Here is a 12,981-nt window from a genome sequence, read left to right on the forward strand (position 1 = left end):
GCCGTACATGCCGTTGTTGACCACGACGATGACGACATTGGCGCCGTATTGCAGCGCGGTGGCGAATTCCTGCCCCGTCATCAGGAAGCAGCCGTCGCCGGCAAACGCAACCACGGTGCGCTGCGGATTGACCAGCTTGGCCGCCACCGCCGCCGGCACGCCATAGCCCATCGAGCCGGAGGTCGGCGCAAGCTGGCCGGTATGCCGCCGATAGCGGTGGAACCGATGCAGCCAGGTGGCGTAATTGCCCGCGCCATTGGTCAGCACGGCATCGGCCGGCAGGTTGGCATCCAGCCAGCGCATGACCTGGCCCATCTGGATGCTGCCGGGCGAGACCGGCGGCTCCTGCCAGGCCTCATATTCTGCGCGGGCCTGGCGCACCTGCTCGGCCCAGCCGGCGCCGGCCCTGACGGGACCTATCTTCTGCAACGCCGCGGCGAAGGCCGCATTCGAGGCATTGATCGGCAGATTGGCGCGATAGACCCGGTTCAGCTCCTCGGCGCCGGCATGGACATGGATCAGCGTCTGGCCCGGCACCGGGATATTGATCATCGTATAGCCGCCAGTCGCCATCTCGCCCAGCTTGGCGCCCATCACCAGCAGCAGGTCGGCGTCCTTGAGGCGCTGCTGCAGCTTGGGATTGATGCCGATGCCGACATCGCCGACATAATTCGGCCATTCATTGTCGAGGTAATCCTGGCGGCGGAAGACGGCGCCGACCGGCAGGTGGGACGCGGCGGCAAAGGCCTGCACCTGCTCGCGCACCTGCTCGCTCCAGCCGCTGCCGCCGACGATCATCATCGGCCGCTTGGCCGCTTCCAGCATCTGCCTGACCTGCGCCATCTGCGCCTCCGACGGATGCGCCTCGACGGGCTGCACCGGCTCGCCATCGGCGCATTCGACCCATTCGGTCAGCATGTCTTCCGGCAAGGCCAGCACTACCGGGCCGCGGCGGCCGGACATCGCCACGCTGAAGGCACGGCCGACGAATTCGGGGATGCGGGCGGCATCGTCGATCTGCGCCACCCACTTGGCCATCTGGCCGAACATGCGGCGATAGTCGATCTCCTGGAAGGCCTCGCGCTCCATCATGTCGCGGCCGACCTGGCCGATGAACAGGATCATCGGCGTCGAATCCTGGAAGGCGACATGCACGCCGGCCGAGGCATTGGTGGCGCCGGGACCGCGGGTGACCATGCAGATGCCCGGCCGCCCGGTCGTCTTGCCATAGGCATCCGCCATCATCGCCGCGCCGCCCTCCTGGCGGCAGATCACGAAACGCATCCTGTTGGTGTGGTCGTGAAAGGCATCCAGCACGGCAAGAAAGCTTTCGCCCGGCACGCCGAATACGGTATCGACGCCCTGGATACGGAGCTGCTCGACCAGAATCTGACCTCCACTGCGTTTCATGACTCTCTACTCTCTTGGGATGTTATCGCTTGGTCTGGAAAAAGCTCGCCGGAGTCATCAGCTGAGTCTGCTGACTGAGCAGATAGCCGGCTTCGGCGCTGGCTTTCAGATAGGCCTGCCAGTCCGGATCGGTCTGCATGGCGGCGCGCTTCGTTTCGCGGTCGGCGGCGCTCTCATAGGCCCAAACATGCAGATAGGTATTGAGCGGGCCGGTCTCGGTGACCAGGAACGCGAAAGGCTGGCCAAGATGGCGCGTCTGCGGCTTGAGGCCGAGCTTCTCGTAGAGTTCGAGCTGCAGCTTGGTGGTGCCGGGGCGGCAGGTATAGGTGCGGACGTCGAACAGCATTCGCGGGTTTCCTCTGGGTGAGGCAAAGGACACTAGGCAAGGCGGCGCAGCCCTGCAAGCCTGTTCCGGCTTTGTCGCGCAGAATGACAAATCTTGACCGCAAGCTTCATACGCTGCGTGCATGACGTCATGCCGCAAACGCAGCCTGCTGGCGGCACGGCCTGCTGCTGTACGGCCTGCTGACGCTACGGCCGCGCCCGAACATGCTTTGACTTCCCCCAAAAACGTTGATATCAACCCAGCTACCGCAGCGCCCTGCCATTGCCTTGCGGCATGACTGCGTTAGCTATCGCCGCGTTCCGCCGCTCGTTGTAAAGGGAAATCGAAAAATCATGTCGTCTGAATTTGCCGTGCGGGACAATCCCCGGTTCCTGCGTAACGCTGTCGTGCTCGGCCTGCTGACCGCCATCGGTCCCTTCGCCATCGATATGTACCTGCCCTCGCTGCCGTCCGTCGGCCAGGCGCTCGGCGTCGGCGCCGACACCGCGATGCTGAGCCTGACCGGCTTCTTCGCCACCTTCGCGCTCGGGCAGATGATCTATGGCCCGATCTCCGACATGATCGGCCGCAAGACGCCGCTGTATTTCGGCATCCTGCTGTTCCTTGCCGCCAGCGTCGGCTGCGCCCTGGCCAGCGATATCGACATGCTGATCGGCTTTCGCATGCTGCAAGGTTTGGGCGGCGCCGCGGGAATCATCATTTCGCGCGCCATCGTTCGCGATCTGCATAGCGGTGTGGACGAGGCGCGCCTGCTGTCGCTGCTGATGCTGGTGCTCAGCGTCTCTCCCCTCCTTGCGCCGCTGTTCGGCAGCCTGATCATCGCGCAGACGAGCTGGCGCGGCATCTTCTGGTTCACCACGCTGGCCGGCCTGCTCGGCCTTCTCCTCGCCGCGATCTTCGTCAAGGAAACCCGGCCGCGCGAATTGCGCGCCGAGAGCGACCTGACGAGCCTGCTGGCCGGTTGCCGCCTGCTATTCGCCGACCGCAATTTCCTCGGCCTGACCGCCATCGGCGCGCTGGCGATTTCCAGTTTCTTCGTCTTCCTGTCGCATTCCTCCTTCGTGCTGATGGGGCAATATGGCCTGTCGCCGACCGGCTACAGCATCGCCTTCTCGGTCAACGCCGCCGCCTTTTTCGCCGCCATGCAGTTCAATGGCTGGCTCGGCGCCCGGTTCGGCCTGCAGCGACTGGTCCGCCCCGCCGTGGCCGGTTACGCCGCAGCGATGACCCTGCTGCTGGTACTCACGCTCGCCCGCGTCGAAAGCCTGGCGGTGCTCGGCACCGTCCTTTTCATCGGCTATGGCTTCGTCGGCATCCTGCTGCCGGTCACGTCGGTGCTGGCCATGGCCGATCACGGCGCGATCGCCGGCACGGCTTCCTCGCTGATGGGCACCATCCAGCTTGCCGCCGGCGCCGTGATCATGGCTGTCAGCGGCGCCTTCGTCGACGGCACGGCCCTGCCGATGGTGGCCGGCATCGCCGGCTGCGCCATCCTGTCCTTCCTGGCGGCGCAGTTCACCATGACCGGAAAGCGCCCGATTGCGGCGGAATAGCGCCGTTCCGCTCTTCGGCGGTTGCCGCTGGGCCGGAATCCCGGCATAAGCAGCCGACGATCTGTCGGGAGGATCACATGCAGATTGCAGAGCGCATGTCGCGCCTGGGCTCGGAAAGCGCCTTCGAGGTGCTGGCCCGGGCCAAGGCCCTCGAGGCTCAGGGCAAGAGCGTTATCAACCTCGGCATCGGCCAGCCGGATTTTCCCACGCCTCCGCATGTGGTCGAGGCCGGCATCAAGGCGCTGCGCGACGGCCATCATGGCTATACGCCGGCCAACGGCATCCTGCCCCTGCGCGAAGCCGTCTGCGCCGAAATCGCCCGCCGCTACAAGAAGACCGTCTCCCCCGAGCAGATCGTGATCGTGCCCGGCGGCAAGGTAACCATGGCGACCGCAATCATGATGTTCGGCGAACCGGGCGCCGAAATCATGTATCCCGATCCCGGCTTCCCGATCTACGAATCGCTGGTCAATTTCACCGGCGCCAGGCTGGCCGGCTATCCGCTGCTGGAAAAGAATGGCTTCGCCTTCCGCGCTGACGACCTGCTCAGCCGCATCACCCCGCAGACCCGGCTGCTGATCGTCAATTCGCCGGCCAACCCCACCGGCGGCGTCGCTCCGGCGGCGGAAGTGAAGAAGCTGGTCGAGGGACTGCAGCGTTTTCCGCATGTCGCCATCATGGCGGACGAGATCTATTCCCGCCTGGTGCTCGACGGCGCCGGGGATTATGCCAGCTTCATCCCCTATCTCGATCAGTTGCAGGACCGGCTGATCATCCTGGAAGGCTGGTCGAAGACCTATGCGATGACCGGCTGGCGCCTCGGCTGGGGGCTGTGGCCGCAGAACCTGGCCGAACTGGCCACCAAGCTGGCGATCAATACCCATTCCTGCGTCAATGCCGCCACCCAGTATGCCGGCATCGCCGCCCTGGAGGGCCCGCAGGATGCCGTGGAAAACATGCGCCAGGCCTTCCGCCGCCGCCGCGATCTCTGCGTCGCCGGCCTGAACAAGATCGAAGGGATCAGCTGCATCAAGCCCGAAGGCGCCTTCTATGCCTTCCCCAATATCACCCGCACCGGGCTGACCGCGCGCCAGATGCAGGACCGCCTGCTGGAAGAGGCCGGGGTCGCCACCATCGCCGGAACCAGCTTTGGCCGCCACGGCGAAGGCTACCTGCGCCTCTCTTTCGCTGCCTCCGATGAGGCCATTGCCGAGGCGCTGGAGCGGATCAAAGCCTTTCTTGCCGGCAACCGGCCAAAACAATAGGCAAACTTAAGCCTATTTTTTGTGCAAAGTGAGCGTTCCTTATGCACGGGCTTTAAGCGGCCGCGCTCGGCCATCCGTCTCCTGGCGGAATTCCAGCGGGTTGAACCCGTCCCGCTGGTGGCACGACCCATGCATTGCGATAACCAGCTAGAGACCTTCATTAACCCTCTGTCGCACCAACCGTCCTGATCCCATGAAAAAAATCGAAGCCATCATCAAGCCCTTCAAGCTCGACGAAGTGAAGGAGGCGTTGCACGAGATCGGCCTGCAGGGCCTGACCGTCACCGAGGCCAAAGGTTTCGGCCGCCAGAAAGGGCATACCGAGCTGTATCGCGGTGCCGAGTACGTCGTCGATTTCCTGCCCAAGGTGAAGATCGAGGTGGTACTGGACGACAGCATGGTCGACCGCGCCGTCGAGGCGATCACCCAGGCGGCCCGCACCGGCCGCATCGGCGATGGCAAGATTTTCATTTCCAACATCGAAGAGGTCATCCGTATTCGCACCGGGGAAAAGGGCGCGGAAGCGGTCTGACGGCGGAGCAGGATTCTCCGCCAGCCTATCCTCATCGGGCTTTCCGTTCTGGGGAGCCGTCATGAGCAGTGTACAACCAGGGAAGAAGCAGCAGGAAAACAGCCATGGCTGATGCAAAGACCATTGTTAAACAGTTGAAGGACAAGGAGGCGAAATACGTCGATTTCCGCTTCACCGATCCGCGCGGCAAGTGGCAGCATGTCGCGTTCGATATCGGCATGTGCGATGAATCGACGCTGAAGGAAGGCATCATGTTCGATGGCTCCTCGATCGCCGGCTGGAAGGCGATCAACGAGTCGGACATGCTGCTCAAGCCCGACCTTGACAGCCTGACCTTCGATCCGTTCAGCGCCCAGACCACCGCCGTGCTGCTCTGCGACGTGCTGGAGCCGCATGAAGGCACCCCGTATAACCGCTGCCCGCGCAGCATCGCCAAGGCGGCCGAGGCCTATATCAAGGCCAGCAAGACCGCCGATGTCGCCTATTTCGGCCCCGAGGCCGAGTTCTTCGTGTTCGACGACGTCCGTTTCAAGACCTCGATGAACGAGACCTTCGTCTACATGGATGATATCGAAGGCAACTACAATTCGGGCAAGGTCTACGAAGGCGGCAATATGGGCCACCGCGCTCCGATCAAGGGCGGCTACTTCCCGGTCGCCCCGCTCGATCAGGGCGGCGATCTGCGCTCGGAGATGCTCTCCACCATCGCCTCGATGGGCGTGCCGGTCGAGAAGCACCACCACGAGGTGGCGAACAGCCAGCACGAACTCGGCATCAAGTTCGGCACCCTGCTGAAGTGCGCCGACTACATGCAGATCTATAAGTACTGCGTGCACAACGTCGCCCATGCCTGGGGCAAGACGGCAACCTTCATGCCGAAGCCGATCAAGGGCGACAACGGTTCGGGCATGCATGTCCACCAGTCGCTGTGGAAAGGCGGCAAGCCGCTCTTCGCCGGCAACAAGTATGCCGGCCTGAGCGATATGGCGCTGTACTACATCGGCGGCATCATCAAGCACGCCAAGGCGATCAACGCGTTCACCAACCCGCTGACCAACAGCTACAAGCGCCTGATCCCCGGCTTCGAGGCTCCGGTGCTGCTCGCCTATTCGTCGCGCAACCGGTCGGCCTCCTGCCGTATCCCGCTCGGCGCCGGCGAGAAGGCTAAGCGCGTGGAGGTCCGCTTCCCCGATCCGGGCGCGAACCCCTATCTTGCCTATGCCGCCATGCTCATGGCCGGCCTCGACGGCATCAAGAACAAGATCCATCCGGGCGATCCGATGGACAAGAATCTCTACGATCTGCCGCCCGAGGAACTGAAGAACGTGCCGCAGGTCTGCGGCAGCCTCCGCGAGGCCCTGGAGAATCTCGACAAGGACCGCGCCTTCCTCAAGGCCGGCGGGGTCTTCACCGACGACTTCATCGACGCCTACATGGAGCTGAAGTGGGAAGAGGTGTACGCCTTCGAGCACACCCCGCATCCGATCGAGTTTTCCATGTATTACTCGGTTTAAGCGTCTCCCGGACAAACTTCCCTGGGCCCGGCCTGACAGCCGGGCGTCCAACGAGCCCCGCCGGTATTCCTGCCGGCGGGGTTTTTGTTTGTTTGCTGCAGCGGCAGGAACCGCCTGTGCGCCTGCGGGTTTCCCCCGAACCGTGACATACGGAGGAGGTGTGACATGGCTGCACCGAAATATTCCGCCGGCACCGGCAGCGCCGTTGCCATTGCCGGTCATCCGCTGCATCCGATGGTGGTACCGCTGCCGATCGGGTCGATTGCACTGGCGCTCTGCGCCGATATCGCTTTCATGGTGACGCGCAATCCGTTCTGGAGCGCAGCCGCTTTCTGGCTGCTGGTGGCCGCCCTGATTTCCGGCGCGGTCGCCGCCCTGCTCGGCCTGATCGAACTGATCCGCCTGCATCGCGCCCATCACCTGCGCATCGGCATCGCTCATGGCATCGGCAACGCCATCGTCATGGGCCTGGTGGTCGCAAACCTGTTCCTGCCGCGCGGCACGGCGCCGGACAGCGCCTATCCCTGGGGGCTGGTCCTGTCGGTCGCGGCCGTTCTTCTGGTCATGGTGACCGGCTGGCTCGGCGGCGAGATGTCGTATCGGCATGGAATCGGCGTCGCCGCCAGCGTCGGCAGCGAAGATGCCGCAAGCGGCCAGCCGGCAAGCGGTTATCGTGCTGATTATCAACCCGGAAGCCACGCCGGCATGCCGGGTTCCTAAGCGCGCCCCTGGGCCGGCGGGCGGATGTCAAGCCTGCCGGCCCTCTTGATTCCGCGGCGTGGCCCGACCACACTCCGCCGCAATGAACAACTCCGCCCTGACCGCCGCCGGCCGCGGCAGCACGGCCGTCCGGCTGGCGCCGATCCTGTTTTTCGTCGGTGCGGTGAGCTGCTGCTTCGGCCTCGCCATGCTGGCGCCGATGCTGGTCGACATCGCCGACAGCCATGACGATTCCATCGTCTTCCTGACCTGCGCCGCCGGCACCCTGTTCGTCGGCGCCGGCGTCGCCATCGCCACCTACAACCGCAGCCAGCAGATCAATCTCAATGAGACGCTGCTGCTGCTGCCGGCGACCTGGATCACCATCAGCCTGGTTTCCGCCATCCCCTTCATGGTCTCGGAGCTGCATCTCTCGCTGTCCGATGCGATCTTCGAGGCGGTGTCGGGCCTGACCAATACCGGCTCGACCGTGATCGTCGGGCTCGACAGGCTGCCGCGCGGCCTGCTGCTGTGGCGCTCGCTGCTGATGTGGATCGGCGGCTTCGGCGTGGTGACCATCGCCGTGCTGGCGCTGCCGTTCCTGCGCATCGGCGGATTGCAGCTGTTCAGCCTGGACCTGTCGCCGAACTCGGCCAAGTTCGTGCCGCGCATCACCGAAGTGGTCAACCAGATCGGCATCATCTACATCATGCTGACGGTGCTGTGCGCGACCTGCTACTGGATCGCCGGCATGTCGCCTTTCGACGCCATCTGCCACGCCATGACGACGCTGGCGACCGGCGGCTATTCGACCCACGATGCCAGCATCGGCTATTTCCACAGCGCCGCCATCGAATGGGTCAGCATAGTCTTCATGACGCTCGGCGCCATGCCGTTCGGCCTCTACATCATCGCCGTCTACGGCCAGCCCGAGCGGTTGTTCCGCGACGATCAGGTCCGGCTGTTCCTCGGCATCATCGCCACGGCAACCCTGCTGCTGCTGCTTTGGCTGATGATCAAATCCGGCCATGGCTTCTGGCTGGCGCTGCGCGAGGCCGCTTTCGCCACCGTTTCGACGATGACCACGACGGGCTTCTCCGGACCCGACTATGCGCAATGGGGCGGTTTCGCCGAGGCGGTCGTGCTGCTGCTGATGCTGATCGGCGGCTGCACCGGCTCGACGGTCGGCGGCATCAAGGTGTTCCGCATCTTCACCATGATCAAGCTGCTGCAGGCGCAGTTGCACCGGCAGATCTTCCCGCATGGCGCCTTCCGGGTCACCTTCAACGGGGAAAACATCCCGGAGGCCGTCCGCGCCGGCGTTGCCACATACATCTTCATCTACCTGCTGCTGCTGACCGCCCTGACCCTGGCCATCTCCGCCTACGGGCTGGAGTTCCGCGAGAGCCTCGGCGCCGCCGCCACGGCGCTGAGCAATGTCGGCCCGGGGCTCGGCCCCCATATCGGCCCGTGCTGCACCTTCAGGGAGGTGCCGACCGGCGTGAAGCTGCTGATGTCCTTCGGCATGCTGGCGGGGCGGCTGGAAATCCTGGTCTTCCTGATCCCGTTCAGCCGGGCTTTCTGGCGCAGCTAGCCTAGCCTTCCGCCGCAATCGAGCCATTTTCTCCCGACGGTTGGCCACCGGCACGAGAAGGAGAAACGGATGTCGAGCGAACACCTCCATGCCCCCCGCGAGCGCCTGCGCCCGCATACGCTCGCCATGCACCAGGCCATCGTCTCCCTGATGGAGGAGCTGGAAGCGACCGACTGGTATCAGCAGCGCGCCGACGACTGCGACGATGCGGCGCTGAAGCAGATCCTGCTGCACAACATGCGCGAGGAAATGGAGCATGCGGCGATGGTGCTGGAATGGATCCGCCGCAACAGCCCGGAATTCGACAGGCAGCTCAAGGAATACCTGTTCTCGACCAAGGACATCACCAGCATGGAGGAGCAGGCGGAACAAGATTGACGCCGGCATCTTTCGGGGCCGTAATGTTGCAGCCCATCGCCGTACGATTGAAGGATCGCCATGGCCCGCCCCCTGAATGCTGCCGACAATCCGGACCGTGCCGCCACCGCAGCGCCGGGACATAATCGCCCTGGTCTCGACAGCGAGGCGGTGCGGCAGGCCCGGATCGATCTCGCCGCCTGTTTCCGCATGGCGGCGCGGCTCGGCCTGCATGAGGGCATCTGCAATCACTTCTCCGCCATGGTGCCGGGCCATGACGACCTCTTCCTCGTCAACGCCTATGGCTATGCCTTCAGCGAGGTGACGGCGTCCAACCTGCTGGTCTGCGACTTCGGCGGCAAGGTCGTGGCCGGCAGCGGCGAGCCGGAGGCAACCGCCTTCTACATCCATGCCCGGCTGCACAAGGCGCTGCCGCGGGCCCGCGTCGCCCTGCATACCCACATGCCCTACGCGACGGCCCTGTGCATGGTCGATGGCGATCCCCTGCTCTTCGCCGGCCAGACCTCGCTCAAATTCTACGGCCGCATCGCCGTCGATTCCGCCTATAACGGCCTGGCGCTCGACAACAGCGAGGGCGACCGCATCGCCGCCGCCGCGGGCTATGCCGATATCGTCTTCCTCAAGCATCATGGCGTGCTGGTGCTCTCGCCCAGCATCGCCGAGGCATGGGACGATCTCTATTACCTCGAACGCGTCTGCCAGGTGCAATGCATCGCGCAGGCGACCGGCCGTCCTGTACAGCCGATCGATCCCGCCATCGCCGCGGCGACGGCAAGGCAGATCCAGGACGAGAATGCCGAATCAGCCCGCCTGCATCTGCAGAGCGTCAAGCGCATCCTCGACCGCGAGGAACCGGATTACAAACACTGACCCGCTTTATTGCGGCCCGGGCTTGAGCGTGGCGGCAAGCAGGACGGAGACCAGAGCCGCCCCGGCGCAGGCGAGGAACACGGCCGGATAGCCGAAGCCGCCGGCGACCAGGCCCAGCACCGGGCCGGTCAGGCCGATGGCCAGATCGAAGAAGGCGATATAGCCGCCGACCGCGAGCCCGCGGCTTTGCGGCGAAACGCGCCGCATCGCCTCGACGCCCATGGCCGGAAACACCAGCGAAAAGCCGAGCCCGGTCAGCGTCGCGCCGGCAAAAGCCGCCATGGCATTGGCGGCGGCGAACAGCACGCCCTGCCCCATCGCCTGGATCAGCAGCGAGACCACCGCGACCTTGACGCCGCCATGGCGGTCCGGCAGGCCGGCGAAGAACAGCCGCACCAGGATATAGCCGGCGCCGAAGCCGCTGAGCCCAAGGCCGGCGCCCTCCCAGCCATGCGCGGCGTAATCGAGCGTGATGAACGCAGCCAACGCGCCGAAGGACATGGCGCTGAAGGCAAGCGCCAGCCCCGGCTGCCAGATCAGGCCAAGCACGCGATAGAAGGCCACGCGCGGCCCGGCCTGCAGCGGCGCGATGCCCTTGCGCAGCATCGCGATACCCAGGGCCGGCAACGGCACGATGATCGCCGCCATGGCGACGGCGACGAAGCCGAAGGCATCGAGCAGCCACAGGCCGAGCGGCGCGCCCAGACCCATCGCGCCATACATGGCGATGCCCTGCCAGGCCATGACGCGGCCGGTATTCTGCGGCCCGACCGTGGCGATCGCCCAGCTCATCGCGCCGGTCAGGAACAGGCTTTCGGCGACGCCGAGCAGCAGCCGCCCGGCCAGCAGGATGGTCAGGCTTACGGAGGCGGAAACGGGCAGCAGCGCCGAGGCAAGATAGGCCGCACCGGCCAGCACCGCCGCCGGCAGGCCAAGCAGGACCGCCGCCTTGGCGCCGCGCCTGTCGCAGGTGACGCCGGCGAACTGCCGGGTCAGCACGGTGGCGATCGACTGGATGCCGATCACCCAGCCGACCATCACGGTGCCGAAGCCGAGCGCGCCATGCACCTGCGCCGACAGCACCGGCAGCGGGATGCCGACCGTCAGGAAGCCGAGAAAGACGATGGCGACGAAGGGCAGCAGTCGCCAAAGCACGGGAGAGGTTTTGATCGGAGAAGTTTGAGCCGTCATCACGCATACCTTCATTCGCGCCGGACCGGGTCGGGCGCGGGATGCGTTGAGTGACGTTAACGCTTACGGTCGACCGCCGGACGGCAGCGCGACATCCGGCTGCGGAAATACCGGCGCCGACGCGGCCTGTCAAGCCGAGCCGAGGCTCATCCCGCCGCCAGCGGCACCGCCGGATCGCCGAGCGCTTCGCGCACCAGTTCGGTGTCGAAATACTCGATCAACTCGATCAGCTTGCCGTCGCGCAGCCGGCAGACGTAACAGTAATCGTTGTCATAGCGCTTGCCCGCGACGGTCAGGTTGTCGCCGCGCGCCAGCACCACGACGCTGTCGTCCTCGGCGATGAAGCGATGCGCGCGGGTCTTGATACGCCCCACGATCCGCTCGCGCAGCCTGGCGAAAAGCTCGTCCAGCACGGTCTGCTTCCCCTCATAGCGGCGCGACCATTTGGTGTTGCCGGTGATCACCCAGCAGAAATCCTCCGCCAGGGCTTGAACCAACGGCCGGGGGTCGCCCTCCGCCAGTCCGGCAAAGACCTGCTGCAATATTCTCTTGTTCTCTGCTGCGTCCATGATGCCTGCGCTCCCGATATCCTCTGTCGCGCCGGATCATGCGCCGCCGGCATGCCATTCTTCCAATCGATTGGCCGGATGATATATATTCGCGTGATGAATTTGGCCGCGCTCGACCTCAACCTCCTGGTGGCGCTCGATGCGCTGCTGACCGATGCCCATGTCGGCCGCGCGGCGATGCGCGTCGGCCTGTCGCAGCCGGCGATGAGCCATACCCTGCGCCGTCTGCGTGAGGTCATCGGCGATCCCCTGCTGGTGCGTACCGGCGCGCGGATGGAGCTGACGCCGCGGGCGCAGCAACTGCGGGCGCCCCTGCGCCAGGCGCTCGATCAGGTCCGCGGCCTGTTCGTTGCCGACGGCTTCGATCCGGCAAGCGCCACGCGGCGCTTCGCGCTGATGATGCCGGATCTGCTGCTCAACCTGATCGTCATGCCGCTGGTCGAGCGCGTGGCCGCCGCGGCTCCCGGCGTGGCGCTCGATGTGCTGCCCTGGCGCGGCCCGGCGATCATGACGCCGGAATTGGCGCGCAATATCGACCTGGTGATCGCCTGCACGCCGGATGCCTTCGACGGCTTTCACCGCCAGCGGCTGTATAGCGATTCCGACGTTCTGGCGGTGCGCAAGGGCCATCCGCAGGCGGCGAAGCTGAAACGGCTGCCGGGCTTCATGAAGGCGCGGCATATCGCCGTCGTCGACCGCGGCCAGCGCGAGGATATGATCGATGCCTGGTTGCGCGAGCAGCATGGCCTCGCCCGCCCCATCGCGCTCACCGTCCCGAGCTATCTGCAGGCCCTGCATATGGCGGCGGCGAGCGACCTCGTCGCCTTCGTGCCTCGCCGGCTGGTCGAGGCGCAGGCGCCGGCGCTGCGCCTTGCGGCATTGACGCCGCCGCTCGATCCCGGCATCGACGAGCAATTCATGTTCTGGCCGGTGCGGGCGCAGATGGATCCCGGCTCGATCTGGCTGCGCAAGCAGGTCGCCGAGATCGGCCGCAGGCTGGACCGCATGTCAGCAAAAAGCGGCAACGGGCGGCGGGCAGCGGCCTGACCTGGGCAACGAG

The 12,981-nt window shown here is 65.3% G+C and carries 13 protein-coding genes; 9 read left to right on the top strand and 4 right to left on the bottom strand.

Annotated features, from left to right (window positions below; translation table 11 throughout):
* Both VF194_RS05195 and VF194_RS05200 read right to left on the bottom strand, forming a co-directional pair.
* A partial coding sequence (locus tag VF194_RS05195; protein WP_330888722.1) for a thiamine pyrophosphate-binding protein occupies window positions 1-1,410 on the bottom strand: 1,410 nt, incomplete at its 3' end.
* A 22-nt stretch (window positions 1,411-1,432) separates the two neighbouring features.
* Window positions 1,433-1,756 (bottom strand): NIPSNAP family protein, encoded by a 324-nt coding sequence (locus VF194_RS05200; protein WP_330888724.1) that lies wholly within the window; start codon window positions 1,754-1,756, stop codon window positions 1,433-1,435.
* 332 nt (window positions 1,757-2,088) lie between these two features.
* Here VF194_RS05200 and VF194_RS05205 point away from each other — a divergent pair, with 332 nt between their 5' ends.
* From VF194_RS05205 to VF194_RS05240, 8 genes are all read left to right on the top strand, one after another.
* Entirely contained in the window at window positions 2,089-3,309 is a 1,221-nt protein-coding gene (locus VF194_RS05205; RefSeq protein ID WP_330888726.1) for a multidrug effflux MFS transporter, read from the top strand.
* 77 nt (window positions 3,310-3,386) lie between these two features.
* The gene (locus VF194_RS05210) at window positions 3,387-4,574 is read left to right on the top strand and encodes a pyridoxal phosphate-dependent aminotransferase (protein WP_330888728.1); all 1,188 of its coding nucleotides are present in this window, start codon (window positions 3,387-3,389) and stop codon (window positions 4,572-4,574) included.
* Between the two features lie 193 nt (window positions 4,575-4,767).
* Complete coding sequence (locus tag VF194_RS05215; RefSeq protein ID WP_330888730.1) at window positions 4,768-5,106, top strand: P-II family nitrogen regulator; 339 nt, start codon at window positions 4,768-4,770, stop codon at window positions 5,104-5,106.
* A 104-nt stretch (window positions 5,107-5,210) separates the two neighbouring features.
* Window positions 5,211-6,620 (top strand): type I glutamate--ammonia ligase, encoded by a 1,410-nt coding sequence (gene glnA / locus VF194_RS05220; RefSeq protein WP_330888732.1) that lies wholly within the window; start codon window positions 5,211-5,213, stop codon window positions 6,618-6,620.
* A 165-nt stretch (window positions 6,621-6,785) separates the two neighbouring features.
* Complete coding sequence (locus tag VF194_RS05225; RefSeq protein WP_330888734.1) at window positions 6,786-7,340, top strand: DUF2231 domain-containing protein; 555 nt, start codon at window positions 6,786-6,788, stop codon at window positions 7,338-7,340.
* Window positions 7,341-7,422: 82 nt separating this feature from the next.
* On the top strand, window positions 7,423-8,913 hold the full coding sequence (locus VF194_RS05230; protein WP_330888736.1) for a TrkH family potassium uptake protein: 1,491 nt from the start codon (window positions 7,423-7,425) through the stop codon (window positions 8,911-8,913).
* Between the two features lie 69 nt (window positions 8,914-8,982).
* The gene (locus VF194_RS05235; protein WP_330888737.1) at window positions 8,983-9,291 is read left to right on the top strand and encodes a ferritin; all 309 of its coding nucleotides are present in this window, start codon (window positions 8,983-8,985) and stop codon (window positions 9,289-9,291) included.
* Window positions 9,292-9,351: 60 nt separating this feature from the next.
* Window positions 9,352-10,161, top strand: coding sequence for an aldolase (locus VF194_RS05240; protein ID WP_330888739.1), 810 nt, complete (start codon window positions 9,352-9,354; stop codon window positions 10,159-10,161).
* A gap of 6 nt (window positions 10,162-10,167) precedes the next feature.
* Here VF194_RS05240 and VF194_RS05245 read toward each other — a convergent pair whose 3' ends face one another.
* Both VF194_RS05245 and VF194_RS05250 read right to left on the bottom strand, forming a co-directional pair.
* A complete protein-coding gene (locus VF194_RS05245) occupies window positions 10,168-11,352 on the bottom strand; it encodes an MFS transporter (RefSeq protein ID WP_330888741.1) in 1,185 nt (394 codons plus the stop codon).
* Between the two features lie 146 nt (window positions 11,353-11,498).
* Complete coding sequence (locus VF194_RS05250; protein ID WP_330888743.1) at window positions 11,499-11,921, bottom strand: nuclear transport factor 2 family protein; 423 nt, start codon at window positions 11,919-11,921, stop codon at window positions 11,499-11,501.
* 96 nt (window positions 11,922-12,017) lie between these two features.
* On the opposite strand from VF194_RS05250, the gene VF194_RS05255 reads away from it, so the two are divergent.
* The gene (locus tag VF194_RS05255) at window positions 12,018-12,968 is read left to right on the top strand and encodes a LysR family transcriptional regulator (RefSeq protein ID WP_330888967.1); all 951 of its coding nucleotides are present in this window, start codon (window positions 12,018-12,020) and stop codon (window positions 12,966-12,968) included.
* The last annotated feature ends 13 nt before the right edge of the window (window positions 12,969-12,981 follow it).

The sequence above is a fragment of the Ferrovibrio sp. genome, from assembly GCF_036381655.1.
Taxonomy (GTDB): domain Bacteria; phylum Pseudomonadota; class Alphaproteobacteria; order Ferrovibrionales; family Ferrovibrionaceae; genus Ferrovibrio.

Coding starts and splice junctions, on each gene's coding strand:
- VF194_RS05200 (WP_330888724.1), bottom strand. CDS start 1,756: ATGCTGTTCGACGTCCGCACCTATACCTGCCGCCCCGGCACCACCAAG.
- VF194_RS05240 (WP_330888739.1), top strand. CDS start 9,352: ATGGCCCGCCCCCTGAATGCTGCCGACAATCCGGACCGTGCCGCCACC.
- glnA (WP_330888732.1), top strand. CDS start 5,211: ATGGCTGATGCAAAGACCATTGTTAAACAGTTGAAGGACAAGGAGGCG.
- VF194_RS05230 (WP_330888736.1), top strand. CDS start 7,423: ATGAACAACTCCGCCCTGACCGCCGCCGGCCGCGGCAGCACGGCCGTC.
- VF194_RS05215 (WP_330888730.1), top strand. CDS start 4,768: ATGAAAAAAATCGAAGCCATCATCAAGCCCTTCAAGCTCGACGAAGTG.
- VF194_RS05245 (WP_330888741.1), bottom strand. CDS start 11,352: ATGACGGCTCAAACTTCTCCGATCAAAACCTCTCCCGTGCTTTGGCGA.
- VF194_RS05210 (WP_330888728.1), top strand. CDS start 3,387: ATGCAGATTGCAGAGCGCATGTCGCGCCTGGGCTCGGAAAGCGCCTTC.
- VF194_RS05255 (WP_330888967.1), top strand. CDS start 12,018: ATGAATTTGGCCGCGCTCGACCTCAACCTCCTGGTGGCGCTCGATGCG.
- VF194_RS05225 (WP_330888734.1), top strand. CDS start 6,786: ATGGCTGCACCGAAATATTCCGCCGGCACCGGCAGCGCCGTTGCCATT.
- VF194_RS05250 (WP_330888743.1), bottom strand. CDS start 11,921: ATGGACGCAGCAGAGAACAAGAGAATATTGCAGCAGGTCTTTGCCGGA.
- VF194_RS05205 (WP_330888726.1), top strand. CDS start 2,089: ATGTCGTCTGAATTTGCCGTGCGGGACAATCCCCGGTTCCTGCGTAAC.
- VF194_RS05235 (WP_330888737.1), top strand. CDS start 8,983: ATGTCGAGCGAACACCTCCATGCCCCCCGCGAGCGCCTGCGCCCGCAT.